The following is a 21,612-nucleotide window of genomic DNA, read 5'->3' as shown; positions in this document are numbered from 1 at the left end:
TCTGGTCGCGTCTAGTCCGCGTCGCCCTCGAGGTCGCCCTCGGCGCGCAGGTACACCTCGCGCAGCGCGTCGAGGGTGGCCTGTTCGGGGTTCTCCCACATCTTCCGCTCGGCCGCCTCCAGCAGCCGCTCGGCGATGCCGTGCAGGGCCCACGGGTTCGACTCGGTGAGGAATTGCTGGTTCTCCTCGTCGAGGACGTAGTTCTCGGCGACCTTCTCGTACATCCAGTCGGCCACCACACCGGTCGTGGCGTCGTAGCCGAACAGGTAGTCCACTGTGGCCGCGAGCTCGAACGCGCCCTTGTAGCCGTGGCGCCGCATGGCCGCCAGCCACCGCGGGTTCACCACGCGTGCCCGGAAGATCCGGGAGGTTTCCTCGGTGAGCGAGCGGGTCCGCACGGAGTCGGGGCGGGTGCTGTCGCCGATGTAGGCGGCCGGTTCCTTGCCGGTGAGCGCGCGGATCGTGGCGACCATGCCGCCGTGGTACTGGTAGTAGTCGTCGGAGTCGAGAATGTCGTGCTCTCGGGTGTCGACGTTCTTGGCGGCCACCGCGATGCGCCGGTAGGTGGTCTCCATGTCCTCCCGCGCGGGTACTCCGTCAAGGTTGCGGCCGTAGGCGTAGCCGCCCCACACCGCGTACACCTCCGCCAGGTCAGCGTCGTCCCGCCAGTTCTGGCTGTCGATCAGCGGCAGGATGCCGGCCCCATAGGCGCCGGGGCGGGAACCGAAGATACGCATGGTGGCCCGCCGGTCGTCACCGTGGCGCTGCCGGTCGGCCCGAACGTGCGCGCGCACGAAGTTCTGCTCCTCCGGCTCGTCGAGCTCGGCGACGAGCCTTACCGCGTCGTCGATCAGGGCGACCACGTGCGGGAACGCGTCCCGGAAGAAGCCACTGATCCGGACCGTCACGTCGACGCGGGGCCGGCCCAGCTCCGCCAGCGGGATCGGCTCCAGGCCGGTGACCCGGCGCGACTGCTCGTCCCAGACCGGTCGAGCACCGAGCAGCGCAAGGACTTCGGCGGCGTCGTCACCGGCGGTCCGCATCGCGCTGGTGCCCCACACCGACAGCCCGACCGAACGTGGCCAGTCCCCGTTGTCGGCGCGGTACCGCTCCAGCAGCGACTCCGCCATGGCCTGCCCGGTTTCCCAGGCGAGCCGGCTGGGCACCGCCTTCGGGTCCACCGAGTAGAAGTTGCGTCCCGTCGGCAGGACGTTGATCAGGCCGCGCAACGGGGAGCCGCTCGGCCCAGCTGGCACGTAGCCGCCGTCCAGTGCGTGGAGAACGGCGTCCAGCTCGTCGCTGGTGCGGTCGAGCCGCGGCACGATCTCGTCGGCGGCGAAACGGAGGATCCTGGCAACCAGGTCGTCGGACCGGTCCAGCACCGACCGGCAGGCCTCGTCGGCCGCCGCCGGATCCCATCCGCGCTCCTCCATTGCCCGGACCAGGGACCGGGCCCGTTCTTCGGTCGCGTCGGTGTCGGTGCGGCCCGTGCTGCCGTCCTCGGCCATACCCAAGGCCTCGCGCAGCCCGGGCAGCGCGCCGGCCTGCCCGGCCCACATCGTGCGTGCCCGCAGCATCGCCAACACCAGGTTGACGCGGTCCTCACCGGTGGGGGCGTGGCCGAGGACGTGCAGGCCGTCGCGGATCTGGACGTCCTTGACCTCGCACAGCCAGCCGTCGACGTGCAGCAGGAAGTCGTCGAACTCGGCGTCGTGCGGCCGGTCGGCGACACCGAGGTCGTGGTCCAGGCGCGCGGCCTGGACGAGGGTCCAGATCTGGGCGCGGATGGCCGGCAGCTTGGCCGGGTCCATCGCGGCGATGTTGGCGTGCTCGTCGAGCAACTGTTCCAACCGCGCGATGTCGCCGTAGCTGTCGGCGCGCGCCATCGGCGGCACGAGGTGGTCGACGAGGGTGGCGTGTGCCCGACGCTTGGCCTGGGTGCCCTCGCCGGGGTCGTTGACCAGGAACGGGTAGATCAGCGGTAGGTCGCCCAGGGCAGCATCGGTGCCGCAGGAGGCCGACATGCCCGCGGCCTTGCCGGGCAGCCACTCCAGGTTGCCGTGCTTGCCCACGTGCACCACGGCGTCGGCGCCGAACTCGTCGGCCAGCCAGCGGTAGGCGGCGAGGTAGTGGTGGCTGGGCGGAAGCTCCGGGTCGTGGTAGATCGCGATCGGGTTCTCGCCGAAGCCGCGCGGTGGCTGCACCATGACGACGACGTTTCCGGCGCGCAGCGCGGCCAGCACGATCTCGCCGTCGTCGTCCCGGGAGCGGTCGACGAACAGCTCGCCAGGCGGCGGCCCCCAGTGCCGCTCGATGTCCTCGCGCAGGTCCTCGGGGAGGGTGGCGTACCAGGTGCGGTAGCGGTTGGCCGGGATGCGGACCGGGTTCCCGGACAGCTGTTCCTCGGTGAGCCAGTCCTGGTCCTGCCCACCGGCGGCGATGAGCGCGTGGACGAGCGCGTCACCATCCTGTGTGGACACCCCGGGAAACGCGTCGGTCCCGTCCTCGGGACCGATGTCGTAGCCGCGCTCCCGCATCGCAGCGAGGAGCCGCACGACGCTGGCGGGCGTGTCGAGACCGACCGCGTTGCCGATGCGGGAGTGCTTCGTCGGGTAGGCCGACAGCATCAACGCGATGCGTCGCTGGGCGACGGGGACGTGCCGGAGCCGGGCGTGCCGGACGGCGATCCCGGCCACCCGGGCGGCGCGCTCGCCGTCGGGGACGTAGACGGTGAGGCCGTCCTCGTCGATCTCCTTGAAGGAGAACGGAACCGTGATGATGCGCCCGTCGAACTCGGGGATCGCCACCTGCGACGCGGCGTCCAGTGGGGAGAGACCGTCGTCGTTGTCCGCCCAGTCCGCACGCGAGGTGGTGAGGCACAGCCCCTGCAGGATCGGGATGTCCAGGGCCGCCAACGCGCCCACGTCCCAGTTCTCGTCGTCCTCACCCGCGGAGGCGGTCGCGGGTCGGGTGCCGCCCGCGGCGAGCACGGTGACCACGAGGGCGTCCGCCCGGGAGAGGGTCTCCAGCAACTCCGGTTCCGCGGTGCGCAGCGAGGCGCAGAACAGGGGAAGCGCCTGGCCGCCGGCGTCCTCGATGGCGTCGCACAGGGTCTCGACGAACGCGGTGTTCCCGGCCATGTGGTGGGCCCGGTAGTAGAGCACCCCGACGACCGGTCCCTCGGTACCGACGCTCGACCCCGCAAGCTTGTCCTCGGTGCGGCGTGCCGCCCGGTCCAGCACCCCCCAGGTGGGTGTCGGCGTGGGTGGCGCGAACCCGTGACCGGTCAGCAGCACGGTGTCGGACAGGAACCGGTACAGCTCGCCGAGGTTGGCCGGACCGCCGTGGGCGAGGTAGGCGTGTGCTTCCGCGCATACCCCGGCGGGCACGGTGGACAGCTCCATCAGCTCGGCGTCCGGGGCCTGTTCGCCACCGAGGACGACGACCGGGCGCGGGCCGGCGAGCAGCGCGTCCAAGCCCTCTTCCCAGGCGCGTCGCCCACCGAGCAGGCGGACGACGACCAGGTCTGTGCCGTCCACGAGTCCGGGCAGATCGTCGACGGTGAGCCGGGCGGGGTTGCCCAGACGGTAGTCGGCGTTGCTGGCGCGGGCGCTGAGCAGGTCGGTGTCGGAGGTCGACAACAGCAGGATCACGCGGCACGCTCCCCGGTCCGGGTGCCGAGCGGCAGCGGGTGGCACGGCGGCAGGTCTCGGCCGGCCCGCGACCCGCGTGCCGGATCGAGCATCGGTACCGAAGACCTGCTTGCCGGGTCGAGCATCAATACCGAAGACCTGCTTGCCGGGTCGAGCATCGGTCCAGTCCTCCCTCGGGGGTCCTCGCCCCAAGTCGTCGGGGGTGCGGCGGCGGAAGTGTCCTGGCTTCCGGATCGACGCTCGCCCCGGCCTTCCAGCCCGTGCGGGCCGTGGCCGTGGGTGGGGTCCGCTCCCCGGTGACAGTGGCGGGACCGCGCCGGACTTGCACCGGCTTCCTCCCTTGCCGCCGGCGGTGACCCTACCGACAGGGGCCCTGGAAGCGGCAACACCGCAAGTAGCATCCCCGGCGTGTCCCACGTCTCCCCCGCCGACGACCTGCCTACGGGGTCGCGCATCGAGAGCACCGAAGACCTGCTTGCCGGGTCGCGCGCCGATGCCGACCACCTGCGGACGGCGTCGCGTGTCAGTGGGGATCGGTCCCGGCCGGATGCGTGCCCGGGCGCGTTGCAGGTGCATCAGGCCGCGGATGGCGGGCTCGCACGCGTGCGCGTTCCCGGCGGGGCGTTGACGGCCGAGCAGCTGCGGGCGCTCGGAAACGGCGCGGTCACGTTCTCCGACGGCCACCTCGAGCTGACCTCCCGGGGGAACGTGCAGCTCAGAGGCTTGTGTGCCGGCGATGAGGCGCGGCTGGCACAACTGCTGCACATGATCGGCCTGCTGCCCTCCGCGTCCCACGAGCGGGTGCGTAACATCCTGGCCTCGCCGTTGAGCGGGCGGGACGGCCTCGGGGCACTGGACGTCCGACCGCTGGTGACAGATCTCGATCGGGCGCTGTGCGCGCGGATGGAGTTGGCGGAGCTACCCGGCCGCTTCCTGTTCACGCTCGACGACGGCCGCGGCGATGTGGCCGGGCTCGAGGGCGATGTCGGTGTCCTGGCGCTGAGTCGAACCGAGGTCGCGCTGCTGCTGGCCGGGGAAGACAGCGGGCTTCGGGTGTCGCCGGTCGAGGCCGTCCGGACAGTGCTCGCGGCAGCACGAGCGTTCCTGGCGGAGCGAGCCGCCCAGGGGTCGACCGCCTGGCGGCTTGCCGAGCTGAACGATGGCGTTGCACGGGTTACCGGCCGGCTACGTTCCGGCGTTGGTCCCTCCCCCCGTGATGCGCTTGTGCCGCAACACGTGTTGTTGCCGCGCGAGCACGGTCCGGTGGGCTTGATCGAGCAGCGGGACGGCTCGGTCGCCTTGGCGGTGGCAGCCCCACTTGGCCGATTGTCGGCCCGGCAAGCGGAAATCCTTGCCCGGGCTGCCGATGATGGTGGTGGCGGGCTGCGGATCACACCGTGGCGCGGGGTGGTGGTGTGCGACCTACCCCCGGCACGCGCCGAACATTGGTCGTCCACAATGGACGAGCATGGTCTGGTCGCCGACCCGGCATCGCCCTGGGTGGGCGTCAGCGCGTGCACCGGGCGGCCCGGCTGTGCCAAGGCTCTCGCCGACGTGCGCACCGACGCCATCCGCACGCTCCGGGTGGCCACAGGTGTCCGCGACGTGGCGTCACCGGTGCACTGGGCGGGCTGTGCCCGGCGGTGCGGGCGTCCCCGGGGGCGGGTCGTCGAGGTGGTTGCCGCCGGGGACGGTTACCAGGTGGTCCGGGACGGCATCGTGGTGGCCCGGGCCAGCGACATCAAGGAAACGGCCGCGGCGGTCGCCGCGGCGCGGAGGGACCAGTGATCGACTACATCCGCGACGGTGCGGAGATCTACCGCCAGTCCTTCGCCACGATCCGCGCGGAGGCGGACCTGAGCACATTGCCGGGGGACCTTGCCGGGGTGGCGGTGCGCATGATCCACGCGTGCGGCATGGTTGACCTGGTGGCGGACCTGGCGTGGTCGGCGAACGTGGTCGCCGACGCGCGGGCGGCGTTGCGTGCCGGGGCACCGATCCTGTGCGACGCGGCCATGGTGGCCGCGGGGGTCACGCGGCGTCGCCTGCCCGCTGACAACCCGGTCGTCTGCACGCTGGGTGACCCGCGGGTGCCGGAGCTGGCGGCGGAGTTGGGCACCACGCGCAGCGCGGCTGCGCTGGAGCTGTGGCGGGACCGGCTCGACGGCGCGGTGGTGGCCGTCGGCAACGCCCCCACAGCGCTGTTCCGGCTGCTGGAGATGGTCGCCGCGGGCGCCGCGAAACCCGCCGCGGTGCTGGGGATTCCGGTGGGCTTCATCGGCGCGGCGGAGTCGAAGGAGGCGTTGGCGGGGAACGCCCTGGGGTTGCAGTACCTGGTCGTGCACGGCCGGCGGGGCGGCAGTGCCATGACGGTGGCGGCCATCAACGCGATCGCGAGTGAGGACGAGTGAGCAGCACAGGGCAGGTCGGGCGGCTGTGGGGTGTCGGGTTGGGTCCCGGCGACCCGGAGTTGGTGACGGTCAAGGCGGCCCGCCTGATCGGTGCGGCGGACGTCATCGCCTACCACAGCGCCCGCCACGGGCGCAGCATCGCGCGGGCGCTGGCCGAGCCGTACCTGCGTGGTGACCAGATCGAGGAGTCCCTGATCTACCCGGTCACCACGGAGAGCACCGACCACCCGGGCGGCTACCAGGGTGCGATCGACGAGTTCTACGCCGACTGCGCGGCACGGCTCGCCGCCCATCTGGACGCCGGACGGGACGTCGTGGTGCTGGCCGCGGGTGACCCGTTCTTCTATGGCTCCTACATGCACATGCACAAGCGGCTCGCGCACCGCTACCCCACCGAGGTCGTGCCTGGTGTGACCTCGGTCAGCGGGGCGTCGGCGGTGCTGGGGCGGCCGCTGGTGGAGCGGGACGAGGTGCTCACGGTGCTGCCCGGCACGCTGGAGCCGGATGCGCTGGCCGAGCGGTTGGCGAACACCGACTCCGCCGCCGTGCTGAAGCTGGGCCGCACCTTCGGGAAGGTACGGGCGGCGCTGGAGAAGTCCGGGCGCCTGGAGAATGCCTGGTATGTCGAGCGCGCCACGACCGGGCGGCAGCGGGTGGTGCCGCTGACGGACGTGGACTCCGAGACCGTTCCCTACTTCTCGCTGGCGCTGGTGCCCAGCCCCGTCAACGCGGAGGTCCCGCAGGAGGCCGCCGCGGCCGGGGACACGGTGGCGGCGGGCCGGGGCGAGGTGGTCGTGGTGGGTCTGGGACCGGCCGGCCGCCCGTGGTTGACCCCCGAGGTGCAGGACGCGCTGGCCAGCGCCGATGACCTCGTCGGCTACGGCCCGTACCTGGACCGGGTGCCGGTCAACCCGCGGCAGCGCCGGCACGCCTCGGACAACCGGGTGGAGGCCGACCGCGCCGCGCACGCGTTGGAGCTGGCCAGGGCCGGCTCACGGGTGGTCGTCGTGTCCTCGGGCGATCCGGGGGTGTTCGCGATGGCCAGCGCCGTGCTGGAGGTGGCCTGCGAGCCGCGGTTCGCCGACGTGCCGGTGCGGGTGCTGCCCGGGCTGACCGCGGCGCAGGCGGTGGCGAGCCGGGTGGGGGCACCGTTGGGTCACGACTTCTGCGTGCTGTCGCTGTCCGACCGGCTCAAGCCGTGGGAGGTCATCGTCGAGCGGCTCACCGCGGCGGCCAGGGCCGATCTGGTGCTCGCGATCTACAACCCGGCCTCGCGCAGCCGAACCTGGCAGGTGGAGGCGGCCCGTGACGCGTTGTTGGAGCACCGGGCCGCGCAGACCCCGGTGGTGATCGGCCGCGATGTCGGCGGCCCGGAGGAGCGGGTGCGGGTCACCACGCTGGGCGAGCTGGATCCGGCTGAGGTGGACATGCGGTGCCTGCTCGTTGTCGGGTCGTCGACCACCCGCGTGGTTCGGCGGGGGGACGGTACCGCCGTGTTCACGCCTCGCCGCTATCCGGCGTGAGGTCGCGTCGCGACAAGGGTTTCCAGCCAGGCCACCGCCTCCTCGACGGTTTCCACCACGGGGACGTCGGGCGCGGGTGGGCGGCACACGACCACGACGGGCAGGCCGAGTTGGCGGGCCGCGACGAGCTTGGCCGCGGTCATGTCGCCACCGCTGTCCTTGGTGACCAGCACGTCGATGCGGTGTTGGCGCAGCAGTCGTCGCTCGCCGTCGACGGTGAAGGGCCCGCGGTCGAGGATGATCTCCAGTCGGCGCGGCAGTGGGGGCTCGGGCTGGTCGACGCAACGGGCGAGGAACCAGTGCGCGTCCAGGTCAGCAAAGGCCGCGAGTTCCTGGCGACCGATCGTGGAGAACACCCGTTCCCCGAGGTCGGCGAGGAGGCTGGCGGCCGCAGGGACGGACTCGGCCCAGTGCCAGTTGTCGCCGGGGCCGGCCTGCCACCCGGGTCGGCGCAGCACCAGGAACGGCACCCCGATCTCAGCGGTGGCCCGCGCTGCGGAGGTCGTCATGCGGTGGGCGAACGGATGGGTTGCGTCCACGACCATGTCGACCTGTTCGCGGCGCAGCCACGCCGCCAAGCCGTCCGGCCCGCCGAAGCCACCGACCCGTACCTCGCCCTCGGGCAGCAGCGGATCGGCGATGCGGCCGGCCAGCGACGACACCACGTGCAACCCGGGGCGGTCGGCGAGTGCCGCGGCGAGACGCCGCGCCTCCCCGGTGCCACCGAGCACCAGCACCCGTGCCGTCACCGCGCCTCCGTCTGTCGCGTTGCTGGCGCTCAACGTACGCGGTGGCCGCCGCGGAACACCGCCTGGACGTCGAGGAGGTTCTCGATGCGGTGCAGCGGATTGCCCGGTACCGCGATGAGGTCGGCGTCGTAGCCCGGCGCGATACGGCCTTTTCGGTCGCCGACGTTGCACGAGGCGGCGGCATCGGAGGTCGCGATGGTCAACACGTCCTGATTGGTGAATCCGCGGTGGGCGGCATAGACGAGGTCGGACGGCAACACGTCGTGGGGCCTGGTCTCGTTGATGCCGGCATCCGTGCACAACACCAACGGCACCCCACGTCGGCGGAGTTCCAGGGCATTCGGAAGAAGCTGCTTGATGAGCCTGGCCGCCTCGGGTGGGCGGCCGGGGCGTTCCCTACCGATGGTTGTGCCCACCCAGATCCCTTTGGCCGCCATGGTTTCGACGAGTTCGGGATCGAGCGCCACACCATTCTCGCTGACGAAGGTGCAGTGCTCGACACCATCCACGCCGGCTTCGATCGCGGTTGCGATTCCTGCCGTGGCATGTGCGTGCGCGGTGACGCGGAGTTTGTGTTCGTGTGCGGCACGAACCAGTGCTGTCAACTGCTCGAGGGAGTACGCCGGCTGGAACGGATTCGAGTTCTTCGAGGTGAATCCCCCGGTAGCCATCACCTTAACCAGGTCGACCCCGAGCCGAGCCCGTTCCACGACAGCAGCAACGACCTCGTCGCGAGCATCGGCCTCCCCACCGAGATACCAACAGTGGCCGCCGGTCCGAGTGATCGGTGGTCCAGCAACCAGCAACTCGGGACCGATTGCCTGCCCGGCACGGTATTCGTTGCGTGCTTTCAGCGAGACGAAAGCACGATCACCGAGGTCGCGTACCGTGGTGACCCCGGCACGCAGGGCCTTTTCGGCGTGCCGGCGTGTCCGCGCCAGCAAGCTCGCCTCGTCCTCGGTGGCGATTTTCTCGGCCGGCTGGTCCGGATCCCAGGCGAGATGGCTGTGTGCGTCGACCAAGCCGGGCAGCAACGTCGAGTCGGCGAACTCGACGAGCTCGACGCCGCGCGGCGGCGGAGCGCCGGTCAGGTCGACGTCCCGGATCCGGCCCGCCTCCAGCACGAGTAACACCGGCCCCTCGTGCAGTACCTCGCCGTCGAACATGCGGGCCGCACGGACACCGGACCGTTCGCTATTCACCTATCTTCCCCCGCCTTCTCCCATTTTCAGGCGGGACGATAGAACGCGAGCCCTCGGCACCGCCATGATTGGACACCTTCGGTATCCGAGATCACAGCGGCGCGGCTGTGCCGCGCTTGGAACGCACCGGCCAGGTTGGCGCCCCGAGGTGTCGTTCCTTGCCGGAACGGCGAGGTGTTCAGGCCGCGGTGACCGACGAGGTACCGAATGCGCGAAGTGCCTGCGGCACGCCGGACATCACGCGCATCGTGGTGACCTGGCCCTGGTCGTCGAGTTCGATGACGCAAATACCGTCGAGGGGCTGCCCGTTGATCGTGGACTCGAACAGTAGGCCGTGCGTTCCCCCGGGCCGGTTCCCGTCACCGCCGATATCGGAGAGGAGGCCAACGATCCGCATTTCCTCGGTCATGGTGCCGACCAGCCCGAAAAATTTCAGGATCGACAACCTTCCCTCGTGCGGATGGGCCCGCATCAACGAGTAGACCCGGCCATCCGGGGCGAACTGGTCCGACAACGGCCGGTAGTTACCCGTTCGGGCGGCTTCCTCGACGGCTTCCCGGATGCGCTGAAGCAGCAACATTTCCCTACCCCCTTACCCCGACGGGCCGCAGGTGATGCGACCCCATCCCCATCCTGAGAGTAGTTACTTCATACACAAATCTGTCAAGTGTGGCAACGGACCCAGCGCACATTTCTGCCAGCGATGAAACACGGGCAACAAGGGTCACAGCGCACAACAAATGGTGAATTTCGTTGTGCTCGGGGTTTTACTCCCGGCCGGGATGCTGGTTCGTGAGGGATCGGCACCGGTCGGGCGAGTACAGGTGGCTGTCGGGGAACTGCGCGGCGGTGAGCACCTGCCCGACCACTACGACCGCGGTGCGGACGATTCCGGCGGCACGGACCTGGTCGGCGATGTCGGCGAGGGTGCCGCGCAGGACAACCTCGTCCGCACGGCTCGCCCGGGTCACCACGGCGACCGGGCAGTCCGCGCCATAGTGTGGCGTCAGCTCCTCGACGAGCTGTTCGATGCGTTGCACCGCCAGGTGCAGGACCATCGTGGCCCGGCTCCGCCCGAGGGTGGCCAGGTCCTCGCCGGGCGGCATCGGGGTGGCCCGGGCCGAGGTGCGGGTGAGAATGACGGTCTGCCCGACGCCGGGCACGGTCAGCTCCCGGGTCAACGTGGCGGCGGCCGCGGCGAACGCCGGGACACCAGGCGTCACGTCGTATGGGATCCCTGCCGCGTCCAGCCGACGCATCTGCTCGGCCATCGCGCTGAACACCGACGGGTCGCCGGAGTGCAGGCGCGCGACGTCGAGGCCCTGGGTGTGGGCGTCGAGCATCTCGTCGACGATCTCGTCCAGGGTCAGGTTGGCGGTGTCGACCAGTCGCACGCCGGGGGGGCAGTGGCTCAGCAGCTCCGGTGGCACGAGGGAGCCCGCGTAGAGGCACACCGGCGAGGAGGCGATCAACGACTGACCGCGCACCGTGATGAGGTCGGCCGCACCGGGGCCGGCGCCGATGAAGTGCACGGTCATGCCTGCGCCTCCTGGGTGTCGGGGAACAGCCGCATTTGGCGGGCAACCACAGGCCCACGCGACCCGGCTTCGCCCGTGGTGGCCTGTGGTGCTGTGCGGGACCACCGTGTTCGGTCGATGCTCCGGTTCACCGCTTGGTCACCGCCCACACCGTCACCGGCATCATCGGTCGCCACCCGGTGAAACCGCCGACCGGGGATGCGCGGTGGACGGCGAGCCGGACCAGGTCACCTCCGAGGTGGTGCTGCCAGTCGGCGACAACGACCTCGGACTCCATCGTCACGGCGTTGGCGACCAGCCGTCCGCCCGACCGTAGGGCCTCCCAACACGTCTCCAGGACACCGGGTGCCGTGACACCGCCGCCTACGAACACGGCTGCGGGTTGTTCCAGGCCGGCCAGTGCATCCGGCGCCTTACCGGTGACCACCTGGAGTCCCGGGACGCCGAGGGCGGCAGCGTTGCGTCCCATCCGCTCTGCCCGCTCGGGGTGCTGCTCGATGGCGATCGCACGGCACGTCGGGTGGGTGCGCATCCACTCGATCGCGATGCTGCCCGCGCCGCCGCCCACGTCCCACAGGAGTTCGCCGGGAACCGGGGCGAGACGGGAGAGTGTGACGGCCCGAACCTCTCGTTTGGTGAGCTGGCCGTCGTGGTCGAAGGCGTCGTCGGGCAGGCCGGGGACGCGGGGCAGCAGGGGAGCCGCCGGGTCGGCATGGCACTCGACGGCAACGACGTTGAGCGCGTTCACCTCGCGGTGGGCCCAGGTGGCTGCGGCGCCGGTGACGTGCCGTTCCCCTGGGCCACCGAGCTGTTCGAGCACGGCGAGGGTGCTGGCGCCGTAGCCCCGGTCGGTCAGCAGCTTCGCGACCTTGGCCGGGGTGCTGCCGTCCGCGCTGAGGACCAGCATCCGGTTCGCGGGCTGGATCGCGGGATGCAGGGTTTCGACCGGGCGGCCGACGAGGGTGATCACCTCGGTGTGCTGCAGGGGCCAGCCCAGGCGCGCGCAGGCCAGGGACACCGACGAGGGATGCGGTACGACGCGGACCTGTTGCGGTCCCAGCAACCGGACGAGCGTGATGCCGATGCCGAAGAACATGGGGTCGCCGCTGGCCAGCACGCAGAGGTCGCGGTCGCGGTGTTCGTCCAGCAGCCCGGCCAGGGCCGGGAGCAGGGGCGAGGGCCAGGTGACGCGGTCGGCGGGGGTGGCTGGGATGAGGTCGAGTTGCCGTGTGCTGCCCATGAGCACCTCTGCGGAGCGCACGGCTTCCTGTGCCGCGGGTGACAGGCCCGCCCAGCCATCCGCACCGATCCCCACAACCGTGACCACGGGCGGAGACGGTAGCCGACGGCAGTGCCCCGCCCGTGGCGGTGGCCGGGTCGGCGAAGTGTTCGCTGGTCATTGGGGTGGATCAGGCGTTGCCGAGGACCCGGGTGATGGAGATCTCGATGACGACACGCTCCGGGTTCACCCGGGGCGGCTTGTAGCGCTCGGTGTAGCGGCGCACGGCGTCGGCCACGGCCTCGGGCTCGTCCCGGAGCACGGCGCGACCCTCCAGGGTCGACCAGCGCGGACCATCGACCTGGCAGAGTGCGACGAGTGCACCCTCCGGCCCGGCCCCGAGCACGTTGCGGGCCTTGCGAGAACTCCGCGAGCAGGTCACCCGCGCGGTCGCGGTATCGAGGTCGACGGTGACACCGACCGGCACGACGTGGGGTGTGTTGTCGGGCCGCAGGGTGGTCAGGGTGGAGAAGCGGTACTCCTGCCAGAAGGCCCGGAACCCGTCACCCAGCTCGGACAGCTTGACACCGGACCCACGCACCCACGTCGCCATGGGCCCGATCCTGCCGGACGCGGCGCGCGAAATCACTCGGCCAGTCTCGTCCTTCACTCCCCCGGCCGGGCCCCACCAGAAATAGGCCGCCTGGATCACCAGCGGCGGCGCTTCGCCGCACTTCCTCACGTGGTGAACCGGCATCAGGAGCGCGACGGTTCGGAACGGCGTAGTTCCTTCCCGCCGCCCCGAACCATCACCCCGCGCTGGATCAGCCTTCGGGCGTTGCGCTCGTCATCACCCCGAACACGGCGTCGAAGGGGTCGGCGACCACGGCGATCCGGCCAACACCTTCCACGTCCTCGGGCCCCATGAGCCCCCTGCCTCCGCGCGAGGTCGCTGCGGACACCGCGGCGTCGCAGTCGGCCACCTCGAACCACGGCTGCCAGTGCGGTTCCAGACCTCCCTTTCGCATCTCCTCGCTGATCCCAATAATCCCGCTCTGGCTGGTCTCCTTTCCACCGCCGGCGGGGAGGACGATGGTGTAGGTGAACCCATCGGACATGGTGTTGTCCTGGTAGTCCCAAGAGAAGACCGTCCGGTAGAAGTCCTTGCTCGCGGCGACATCCGGGGTGTACAGCTCCGTCCAGCAGAGCGAGTTCTGCGCCGACACCGTATCCAGGCCCGGGCGCTGGTACGGCTGCCAGACCGCGAACTGGGCACCCTCGGGATCGGTGAAGGCGGCCATCCGCCCCTGGTCGAAGATGTCGAACGGGCTCACCCGGACCGTGCCGCCCGCCTGCTCGACTGCCTTCGCGGCGGCGTCGGCGTCGGTGGTGTGGAAGTACAGCGTCCAGCTCGGCCGGGCGCCCTCCTCCACGAGCGGCCCGACAGCGGCCACGATCTTCTCGTCCAGGTGGAACATGCCGTACCCGCCGGCCTCCGGGCCGGCGGACCAGAATCCCCACCCGAACAGGGACCCGTAGAACTCCTTCGCCGCCTCGATGTCCTCGGCTCCGAAGTCGAGCCAGGCCGGGACACCGGGCACGTAGTTGGTCGTGAGCACAGAGCCCTCCGTGTTGGTCGGTAGCGACAACGGCCGGGGCGTGGCGGAGGCCATGCCCCAACGGGACGGAGCATGGCAGCGGTCACCGACAATTTCTCGATCACATGTTCGACACCGCCGGACTCACCAGGGACAACCGGGAACGCCGGGCGGCCGGCAGCGGCTCCGCGACGTCGTACCGGCACAGCCCGAGCACGAACACCTCGCCCATGACCAGTTCCGTGGCGATCCCACCGGCGCCTGCACCGAGCCCCACCGCATCCGCTCGGCCATGGCCAGGTTCCGCTGGTGACCGGGAGGGTGTCACCCACGCCCCGCGACCCACGCGGCCGACACGACACCGGGCCCCGGCGACCGGCCGGGGCCCGGAGGACATGGTGCCGCTCAGCTCAGCCGGAACGGCGGGTAGCGGTCGGTGAAGAGCAGGAAGGCGTAGGCGGTGACCCGGTTGTTCCACCGCAACACCCCGACCACGAAGCCGAACAGTCCACTCGGGTAGCGGCCGGTGAACAGGATGGCGAACCACGCGATGATCGCGGCGATCACCAGCGCGATGTTGAGGAAGAACAGCAGGATGTAGTGCGGGATGGCCAGCAACCACTTCACCAGCGGCAGCCAGCGGTTGAGGTCCCGCGGCACGTCGGGGTAGTCGATGTCGAGGTGGACCGCCTGCTCCTCGTCGGTGGAGGGGTACTCGTCCCGGAGCAGCGCCAGGTAGACCGACACCCGGTTCTGGAACCGGAACAGGTTCAGGTTCCAGTCGAACCACCACCGCGGGTACTTCTGCCGGAACAGGATCATCAGCAGCGGCCCGAAGAACAGCAGTCCACCCGCGCCGGCCAGGACCCAGTAGCCGGGCCAGTCCGGCCCCGGCACGACGGTGCCGTCCCAGTAGGCGGTCCACACCGGGGACTCGACCTGCCAGTCCCGGTACACCACCCAGCTGTCGGTACCCCAGACCTGGTGCCACAGCCAGCCGCCGGTGACCCAGCCACGGTCCCAGACCCAGGTCAGGCCACCGCCGTTGACGGTGGCCAACACGATGCCAACGGGAATGACGACGATGAGCCGCAGCAGCGTCGTCAGCCGGTTCAGCGGGCGGTCGGGGTAGTCCACGTGGAAACGCAACGGGTATTCGCCGGCGCGGTCCGGCTCACCGCCGGTGGGCGCGCCACCCTCGGCCGTCGTCATGGGGATCGCCCCTCTCCGACAGGTGACCAATGGCGTCCAGTGTGGACGGTCCCGTCGGAGCTGGGCCACACCGATAACGATGTTCGCCCGGTCGGGCGACGATCACTTGAGCGAGGCCGGCGAGAAGCGGACCGGCAGCTCGGCCAGGCCACGGCTACGGAACGACTGCCGCCACCGCGGCGCGGCGGCCGGATCGGCGAGCCGGAGGTCCGGGAACCGGCGCAGGACCGTACCGAGGGCGACCTGAGCGGTGATCCGGGCGAGCGCGGCGCCGAGGCAGTAGTGGATGCCGTGCCCGAAGCTCAGGTGCCGGTTGTCCGTCCGTTGGACGTCGAACAAGTCCGGTTCGCTGAACTGCGCGGGGTCGCGGTTCGCGGACATGATGCCGAGCATCACGGTCTCACCGGTGGGGATCCGTACGCCGCCGATCTCGATGTCCGCCAAGGGGAAGCGGCGAACCGCAAGCGGAAGCGGGCCGTCGTGGCGGAGCAGTTCGTCCACGACTGACGCGAGCTGACCAGGCTCGTCGCGCAGGTCCGCGGCGAGGTCTGGACGCTGGAGCAGGGTCCAGACCCCAATGGAGATGGTGTTCACCGGGTTCTCGTACCCCGCGATCACGGTGAGGAAGGCCAACGAGGTCAGCTCATCCTCGGAAAGGCCGTCCCCTTCGTCACGAAGCAGAACCCACTGCGACAACAGGTCCGGGCCCGGCTTCTTGCGCTTGGCTGCCACGAGCCGGACGAAGAACTGCTGCATCTTCCCCACGGCCGACCGTAGCTTCTCCTTTGCGCGCACGGGCTCGCTGGAATCAGGGGCGAACAGGTCGAGCACCCATCCCCGAAATTCTTCCCGATCGTGATCGGGGACGCCCAGCATGTCGCACACCACCATCGCGGGAAGAGGCAGTGCGTAGGACCGAACGAGATCCGCCTGGCCACGCGGGACTATCGCGTCGATGAGGGCATCCGCCACCAGCTGGACGCGCTCATGCATTTCCGCCAGATACCTAGGCGTGAACGCCTTGGACACCAACTTGCGTAGCCGAGTGTGGTCCGGCGCGTCCATGTTCATAAGATTGCGATCCAACGCCGGCGGCAGCTCGAACCCCTTGTAACCGTGGCCACGCGAGTTGGTCTTGTCCACCGAGAGACGGGGATCGGCGAGGCACGCCTTGACGTCGGCGTAGCGGGTGACCAGCCAGACCGGGGAACCGTCAGGGGCGCGGATGCGGTGTACCGGCGCCTCCGCGCGGAGTTTGGCGTAGCCGGCATGCGGGTCGGCGAGGAACTCCTCGTCGAACGGCATCGACAGCTCGTCGGCCCTCACAGCACCCTTCCCTGTTCCCCGTCACAGCGGTTACCGCGTCCCCTCGGCACGACCGGCAACAGCACATCACACCCGGTCCCGGGCAGGGGACGCGACCGTCGGGGCGTCTGATCCCTCGTTGCATGGATCTCAGCGACTGTTTCCCTGGTCTACTTCCTGCTCCATCAGCCGATACCCTGTCGGGCAAAGCGGCTCCACCTGATCGACAAGGACCGGTTCTTGGTCGATGTGTCCGCAAGACGGATCGCCACAGGTCCTGGAGTCTCCATCGCGATCACGGGCCTGGTTCTCGCCAGCGTGGTGGTCCTGGGCAACGAATTCGGCGGGGGTGGGCAATCCACAGGTGCGCCCCGGCGACCTTGCGCCGCACCGCACCGCGGTTATGGAAGTTCTCCCAGGAGCGGCCGAGCACCGGTGCGCAACGCCGGTCTGTTCGACCAACAGCCCGGAAACACCGATGAACGGCCCGTCAGCTGTTCTCCCCACTGGTCTCGCGGGGCAGGCCCTCCAACTCGCGTACCCGCTTGATCATCTCGACGATCGAGTCGAGGCTGCGCGGCGAGAGACCGGCCGCCCGCAGCGCCACCTTCTGCACCCCGGTGTCGCGCAGCGCGTGCAGCAGTTCGAGCTCGGCCCGGACGTCCTCGGCCGTCTCGTCGTCGAAGAAGTAGGCGGGCGGCACGCCGAAGAAGGCGGCCAGCGCCTCCAGGTGCCGCATGGTGGGGTTGTCCCGCTGGCCCTTGCGGAGCAACCAGATGTAGGTCGCGGAGATGGTGGCGCCGCCGGAGTCACGGATGCCCGCGGCGACCTCCTCGTTGCTGTAGGGGCCGCGCCCGGCCGGATGCACCGTCTCGAAGAGATGGTTCAGCTTGTCGGCCAACGTCCACAGCGGGCGCTCGCTCGCGGCCATGTGATCCCTCCGAAAACCGACACGGACCCCAGCCCGAAGTCTCAACTGAGGTGAACCGTACTACCACCCCAGAGCCACGGGAGTTGACACTCCGCGGGTCCGACTGGTTACATCGCGCTCGCCGGTCACAACTGATGTGAAACCACAGGGCCTCAGGGTCCCACACCCACTTCATATCAGTTGTCCGGCCGTTCGGACGAGGCGGATCGACTGGGGGATTCCGCCGCGGCGTGGTGGACGGTACCTGGGGGTTCGCCCACCACGCGTTCGACCACGTCGTGGGCCCGGTTCCTGCCCCGTCCGGGCCCACGACGTGCGCAAACGGCTAGGAGCTGCGGGGGCGGACCGGTGCGCAGCAGCCGGTCGCGCACGGCTCGCCGTTGACCGTGCAGCCCGCGGCCGGCAGGGACGAGCACTTCCGCGCGGGCAGCCCCTCGGTGTGCTCCCGGACCAGCTCGACGACCAGCTCGGCGAAGCGCGGATCGGGACCGACGGTGGCGGTTCGGGTGAACGCCATGCCCAGCTCCCCGGCGCGCTGCCGGGCCTCGGTGTCCAGGTCCCAGATCACCTCGAGGTGATCGGAGACGAACCCGATCGGGCAAACGACCACGGCGCGGGCGCCGCCGGCACGCACCGTCTCGAGGTGGTCCACGATGTCCGGCTCCAGCCAGGGCACCTGCGGCGGCCCGGATCGGGACTGCCACACCACGTCGAACTCGGGTACACCGACGGCCTCGGCCACGAGCCGGGATGCCTCCGCCACCTGCCGCGAGTAGCGGTGGCCGTCTCCCTCTGCCGGGCCGGCGGCCGCGTCGGCGGCGGTCGGGATGGAGTGCGCGGTGAACACCAGCCGGGCCGCGTCCCGCGTGTTGGGGGGCAGCTCGTCGTATGCGCCCCGCACCGCGTCGGCGGCGGCCTCGACGAACAGCGGGTGGTCGAAGAACTGGCGGAGCTTGACCAGGTCCGGCGCGCCGTCGCCGAACGCGGTGCGGGCGCGCACGATGTCCTCGTCGTACTGGCGACAGGCCGAGTAGCCGCCGTACGCGCTGGTGGCGAGGACGAGCGCGCGGTGCACGCCGTCGGCGGCCATCCGCGCCACGGTGTCCTCGACCAGCGGGTGCCAGTTGCGGTTGCCGAAGTACACCGGCATGTCGATGCCCCAGCGCTTCAGTTCCGCCTCGACCGCGGCGATGATGTCCTGATTGAGCCGGTTCAGCGGCGAGACGCCACCGAAGTGCAGGTAGTGCTCGGCCACCTCGTCCAGGCGCTCCGGCGGCACGCCCCGCCCGCGCGTCACGTTCTCCAGGAACGGCCGCACGTCGTCCGGCCCCTCCGGCCCGCCGAACGACAACACCATCAACGCGTCGAAGCTCACGCATCCTCCTCGTCGGTGCGGCGCGCCCGCACCCGATCCGTGCTAGTGCGGGCCGTCCGCGTCCGGAGCTGCTCGCGGGTGGACCCCTCCGGGGTGATGTTTCCGGCTGCGGCGGCGTCGGTTCGGTCCGGTGCCCCCGCCAGGCATTCCGGGCAGATCCCGCGGAAGATCACCTGAGCCTGTTCGACCAGACCGACCGCGCCGTCCGGGGTGAGGCAGGGGCTGGTACCGACCTCGCAGTCGACGTCGCTGACCCGCCGGCAGATGCGGCACACGAAGTGGTGATGCCAACCCCGGTTGACCTCGTAGACCGCTGGCCCGTGACCGACGTCGGCGACGGCGCAGATGCCGGCACCGGTCAGGGCCGCCAACGCGTTGTAGACGCTGGCGCGCGGGATCCGGGTCCCGGCGCGTACCAGGTGCGCGTGCACCTCGTCCGCGGTGCGGTGCCCGCCCATCTCCTCGAGCGCGGCGGCCACGGCGAGCCGGGGACCGGTGGCCCGCATCCCGGCGGCCTGGATGCGCTCGACCAACCCCGCGTCACTGGTCCCCACGGCCCATCACCTCGATTCCCCCGCCTCCGGGCGTCGTGCTCGCCGCAGCATCATGCCGGGCGGGCCGCGGTGACCTGCGGCACGTCGCCCGGAGGCGAGCTGAGCCGGCCGGCGTGGCGCTGGTGGGCCAGCATCCGCATGCCCAGCAGGACGGCGGTGTTGGCCTCGCCGAGCGCGGCGGCGATGAGCAACGCGCGCTGGGCGGTGCGCACGGCACGGACGTGGATCTCGGCGAGGCGGTCCCGGAGGAAGCGGCCGTTGCCCACGGCTCCGGGTGCGGGGCGCTCGCCGGGGTCGGCGACCCGGTAGCGGTCGCGGAGCCGGCGGATCTCACCGGCGATGTCGCGCTCGGCGCCCGTCAGCTCGTCAACCTGTTCGGCGAGGAGCGGATCAGCCGGTTCCGCACCCGTGGCGGCGGCCAGGCCGCGAGTCAGGGCACGCAGCTCCGCGAGGTGTCCGACGAGCAGCTCGGGCCGCGCGTCGTGACCCTCGGCCGCACGGGAAGGGGGCTGGCCGTGGCCGGCCCGAGGCGGCCCCGGACGGCGACCTTGACGACGTTGCGCGGCGGCGGTGCGCTGGTGGCTGTACATGGCGGCTCCCGTACTCGTCCAACCCGGACGACCCCTAGTTTAGACAATGTCCATGTCAAAGGTGGCCGGATGGGCGGTGTGGGGAAGAGTGCCGCGGGTACCCGTGGCCAGGGGGTAGATGGGGAGGTGACGTGTGCCGTGAGCCAACTGATGGCGCTCAACATCGAGACCGAGGGCCCACTCGGTCGGGGACAGCTCACCGGTGACCTCGCGGTGCCGGACAACGCGACCGGGATCGTCTTGTTCGCACATGGTTCCGGAAGCTCCCGGCACAGCCCGCGCAACCGCGCGGTCGCCCAGGTGCTGCAGGACGCCAACATCGCGACGCTGTTGCTGGACCTGCTCACCACCGACGAGGAGGAGGTCGACGCCCGGACCACCGAGCTGCGCTTCGATATCACCCTGCTCGCGGACCGCCTTGTCACGGCCATCGAGCGGGTCACCGAGTCCCCGGGCACCAAGCACCTACCGCTGGGCCTGTTCGGCGCCAGCACCGGTGCTGCCGCCGCGCTGGTTGCGGCCGCCCGACGCGCGGATCGGGTCAGTGCCGTGGTCTCCCGCGGTGGCCGCCCCGACCTGGCCGGTGGCGCCCTGGTCGACGTGCGGGCACCCACGCTGCTGATCGTGGGCGCGAACGATCACCAGGTGCTCCAGCTCAACCGGCATGCCGCGGCACAGCTGACCGCACCGCACCAGATCACCGTCGTGCCGGGGGCCGGCCACCTGTTCAGCGAGCCGGGCGCCCTCGAGCGGGTCGCCGAGCTGGCCACCCACTGGTTCCGGGAGCACCTGCTCTAGGCGAGAGAGCAGCCGCGGCGGGACACTGCGAGGGACGGGCGAAGCGAGCATCGCCACGCAGCGACAAGGCGCACAGCGAAGCCCGGAACCGAGCAATCGGACACAGTGAGGTGATGGGCCAAGCCGGCATCACCACCCAGCGACAAGGCGCACAGCGAAGCCCGGAACCGAGCAGTGCAACACTGGACCCGCGACGCCCCGCGCCGCCGCCGACGCCACCGTTGAGGAGGCAAGCCATGCGCTGGGGACAGCTCACCGACCAGCGGTACGCCGACCGGCAGGAGGGTGGCCGCCAGCTGGCCGCCCGGCTGGCCGGACAGGAATGGACCGACCCGGTCGTGCTCGGCCTGGCCCGAGGCGGGGTGCCGGTGGCCTTCGAGGTCGCCCGCGTCCTGCACGCACCGCTGGACGTGGCCGTGACCCGCAAGATCGGCGCGCCGTTCCAGCCGGAGTTCGGCGTGGGCGCGGTGACCGCCGACGGGCCACCCATCTACGACCACCGCAGCCTGGCCATGCTCCGGCTCACCCCGGAGGACCTGCAGGACGTCTGCGACCGGGAGCAGGCCGAGGCGCGGCGCCGGCTGGAGCTGTACCGGGCGGGGCGGCCCGGGATCTCCCTGGCGGGGCGGGACGTCATCGTGGTGGACGACGGGTTGGCCACCGGGGTCACCGCCCGGGCCACGATGCACGCGCTGCGCCGGGCCGAGCCGCGGCGGTTGGTCTTCGCCGCGCCGGTGTGCGCACCCGACTCCGCCGAGGCGTTGCAGGCCGATGCCGATCTGGTGGTGTGCGTGGCCGAGCCGATCGACTTCCGCGCGGTGGGTCGCTGGTACCGCGACTTCCGGCAAACCACGGACGAGGAAGTGCTCTCCCTGCTGGACCAGGCACGAGCCAGCCAGTGACCGGCAAGCCCGACCACGACGGAGCCCGGCGGAAACCGTGGTGAGCTGGTGC

Annotated in this window: 20 protein-coding genes and 1 riboswitch; of the genes, 5 read left to right on the top strand and 15 right to left on the bottom strand. The window is 70.8% G+C overall.

Annotated elements, in window-relative coordinates:
• Positions 1-11 precede the first annotated feature (11 nt).
• Entirely contained in the window at positions 12-3,653 is a 3,642-nt protein-coding gene (cobN, locus tag IEY55_RS24085; protein WP_189060814.1) for a cobaltochelatase subunit CobN, read from the bottom strand.
• Between the two features lie 214 nt (positions 3,654-3,867).
• Positions 3,868-3,991: riboswitch (cobalamin riboswitch) on the bottom strand.
• Between the two features lie 70 nt (positions 3,992-4,061).
• Here cobN and cobG point away from each other — a divergent pair.
• The 3 genes from cobG to IEY55_RS24065 are packed head-to-tail and all read left to right on the top strand — an operon-like array spanning position 4,062 to position 7,587.
• Positions 4,062-5,441 (top strand): precorrin-3B synthase, encoded by a 1,380-nt coding sequence (gene cobG / locus IEY55_RS24075; RefSeq protein WP_308424783.1) that lies wholly within the window; start codon positions 4,062-4,064, stop codon positions 5,439-5,441.
• Positions 5,438-6,064, top strand: a complete 627-nt coding sequence (locus tag IEY55_RS24070; protein ID WP_189060812.1) for a precorrin-8X methylmutase — start codon at positions 5,438-5,440, stop codon at positions 6,062-6,064. Before cobG ends, IEY55_RS24070 begins: the two co-directional genes overlap by 4 nt.
• Positions 6,061-7,587 (top strand): precorrin-2 C(20)-methyltransferase, encoded by a 1,527-nt coding sequence (locus IEY55_RS24065; protein ID WP_189060811.1) that lies wholly within the window; start codon positions 6,061-6,063, stop codon positions 7,585-7,587. Before IEY55_RS24070 ends, IEY55_RS24065 begins: the two co-directional genes overlap by 4 nt.
• On the opposite strand, the gene IEY55_RS24060 is transcribed toward IEY55_RS24065, so the two are convergent.
• From IEY55_RS24060 to IEY55_RS23995, 14 genes are all read right to left on the bottom strand, one after another.
• Positions 7,575-8,336 (bottom strand): cobalt-precorrin-6A reductase, encoded by a 762-nt coding sequence (locus tag IEY55_RS24060; protein WP_229686703.1) that lies wholly within the window; start codon positions 8,334-8,336, stop codon positions 7,575-7,577. The two genes, IEY55_RS24065 and IEY55_RS24060, sit on opposite strands and share 13 nt — an antisense overlap.
• 29 nt (positions 8,337-8,365) lie before the next feature.
• Positions 8,366-9,538: a metal-dependent hydrolase family protein gene (locus IEY55_RS24055; RefSeq protein WP_229686702.1), complete on the bottom strand. Its 1,173-nt coding sequence runs from the start codon at positions 9,536-9,538 to the stop codon at positions 8,366-8,368.
• Positions 9,539-9,716: 178 nt separating this feature from the next.
• Positions 9,717-10,118 carry a nuclear transport factor 2 family protein gene (locus tag IEY55_RS24050; RefSeq protein WP_189060810.1) on the bottom strand — a complete coding sequence of 134 codons (402 nt, stop codon included), beginning with the start codon at positions 10,116-10,118 and terminating at the stop codon, positions 9,717-9,719.
• 187 nt (positions 10,119-10,305) lie between these two features.
• The gene (cobM, locus tag IEY55_RS24045) at positions 10,306-11,076 is read right to left on the bottom strand and encodes a precorrin-4 C(11)-methyltransferase (protein WP_189060809.1); all 771 of its coding nucleotides are present in this window, start codon (positions 11,074-11,076) and stop codon (positions 10,306-10,308) included.
• Between the two features lie 127 nt (positions 11,077-11,203).
• Positions 11,204-12,403, bottom strand: coding sequence for a precorrin-6y C5,15-methyltransferase (decarboxylating) subunit CbiE (gene cbiE / locus IEY55_RS24040; protein ID WP_189060808.1), 1,200 nt, complete (start codon positions 12,401-12,403; stop codon positions 11,204-11,206).
• Between the two features lie 82 nt (positions 12,404-12,485).
• The gene (locus IEY55_RS24035) at positions 12,486-12,908 is read right to left on the bottom strand and encodes a TIGR03618 family F420-dependent PPOX class oxidoreductase (RefSeq protein WP_189060807.1); all 423 of its coding nucleotides are present in this window, start codon (positions 12,906-12,908) and stop codon (positions 12,486-12,488) included.
• 211 nt (positions 12,909-13,119) lie between these two features.
• Complete coding sequence (locus IEY55_RS24030) at positions 13,120-13,914, bottom strand: VOC family protein (RefSeq protein ID WP_189060806.1); 795 nt, start codon at positions 13,912-13,914, stop codon at positions 13,120-13,122.
• Between the two features lie 100 nt (positions 13,915-14,014).
• Positions 14,015-14,170: a hypothetical protein gene (locus IEY55_RS24025; protein WP_189060805.1), complete on the bottom strand. Its 156-nt coding sequence runs from the start codon at positions 14,168-14,170 to the stop codon at positions 14,015-14,017.
• Positions 14,171-14,298: 128 nt separating this feature from the next.
• Complete coding sequence (locus IEY55_RS32205; RefSeq protein WP_229686701.1) at positions 14,299-15,105, bottom strand: DUF4389 domain-containing protein; 807 nt, start codon at positions 15,103-15,105, stop codon at positions 14,299-14,301.
• Positions 15,106-15,207: 102 nt separating this feature from the next.
• Positions 15,208-16,431 (bottom strand): cytochrome P450 family protein, encoded by a 1,224-nt coding sequence (locus IEY55_RS24015; protein WP_229686700.1) that lies wholly within the window; start codon positions 16,429-16,431, stop codon positions 15,208-15,210.
• A 469-nt stretch (positions 16,432-16,900) separates the two neighbouring features.
• Entirely contained in the window at positions 16,901-17,341 is a 441-nt protein-coding gene (locus IEY55_RS24010; RefSeq protein ID WP_189060804.1) for a helix-turn-helix domain-containing protein, read from the bottom strand.
• Positions 17,342-17,666: 325 nt separating this feature from the next.
• The gene (locus IEY55_RS24005; RefSeq protein WP_189060803.1) at positions 17,667-18,716 is read right to left on the bottom strand and encodes a ferrochelatase; all 1,050 of its coding nucleotides are present in this window, start codon (positions 18,714-18,716) and stop codon (positions 17,667-17,669) included.
• Positions 18,713-19,270, bottom strand: coding sequence for a Fur family transcriptional regulator (locus IEY55_RS24000; RefSeq protein ID WP_229686699.1), 558 nt, complete (start codon positions 19,268-19,270; stop codon positions 18,713-18,715). Before IEY55_RS24000 ends, IEY55_RS24005 begins: the two co-directional genes overlap by 4 nt.
• A 50-nt stretch (positions 19,271-19,320) precedes the next feature.
• On the bottom strand, positions 19,321-19,860 hold the full coding sequence (locus IEY55_RS23995) for a hypothetical protein (RefSeq protein ID WP_189060802.1): 540 nt from the start codon (positions 19,858-19,860) through the stop codon (positions 19,321-19,323).
• Positions 19,861-20,010: 150 nt separating this feature from the next.
• Here IEY55_RS23995 and IEY55_RS23990 point away from each other — a divergent pair, with 150 nt between their 5' ends.
• Together IEY55_RS23990 and IEY55_RS23985 are read left to right on the top strand one after the other, a co-directional pair.
• Positions 20,011-20,658, top strand: coding sequence for a dienelactone hydrolase family protein (locus IEY55_RS23990; protein ID WP_189060832.1), 648 nt, complete (start codon positions 20,011-20,013; stop codon positions 20,656-20,658).
• Between the two features lie 236 nt (positions 20,659-20,894).
• Complete coding sequence (locus IEY55_RS23985) at positions 20,895-21,560, top strand: phosphoribosyltransferase (protein WP_189060801.1); 666 nt, start codon at positions 20,895-20,897, stop codon at positions 21,558-21,560.
• Positions 21,561-21,612: the final 52 nt, after the last annotated feature.

Origin of the sequence: Longimycelium tulufanense, from assembly GCF_014645795.1 — a bacterium.
Taxonomy (GTDB): domain Bacteria; phylum Actinomycetota; class Actinomycetes; order Mycobacteriales; family Pseudonocardiaceae; genus Longimycelium; species Longimycelium tulufanense.
The sequence above is the reverse complement of the archived record's forward strand: the minus strand, read 5'-3'. Positions and strand labels throughout refer to the sequence as shown.

Excerpts from the sequence above, each read along its gene's own strand:
- IEY55_RS23990 (WP_189060832.1), top strand. The coding sequence starts at position 20,011 with ATGGCGCTCAACATCGAGACCGAGGGCCCACTCGGTCGGGGACAGCTC.
- IEY55_RS24010 (WP_189060804.1), bottom strand. The coding sequence starts at position 17,341 with ATGGCCGCGAGCGAGCGCCCGCTGTGGACGTTGGCCGACAAGCTGAAC.
- IEY55_RS32205 (WP_229686701.1), bottom strand. The coding sequence starts at position 15,105 with ATGACGACGGCCGAGGGTGGCGCGCCCACCGGCGGTGAGCCGGACCGC.
- IEY55_RS23995 (WP_189060802.1), bottom strand. The coding sequence starts at position 19,860 with ATGTACAGCCACCAGCGCACCGCCGCCGCGCAACGTCGTCAAGGTCGC.
- IEY55_RS23985 (WP_189060801.1), top strand. The coding sequence starts at position 20,895 with ATGCGCTGGGGACAGCTCACCGACCAGCGGTACGCCGACCGGCAGGAG.
- IEY55_RS24035 (WP_189060807.1), bottom strand. The coding sequence starts at position 12,908 with ATGGCGACGTGGGTGCGTGGGTCCGGTGTCAAGCTGTCCGAGCTGGGT.
- cobM (WP_189060809.1), bottom strand. The coding sequence starts at position 11,076 with ATGACCGTGCACTTCATCGGCGCCGGCCCCGGTGCGGCCGACCTCATC.
- IEY55_RS24050 (WP_189060810.1), bottom strand. The coding sequence starts at position 10,118 with ATGTTGCTGCTTCAGCGCATCCGGGAAGCCGTCGAGGAAGCCGCCCGA.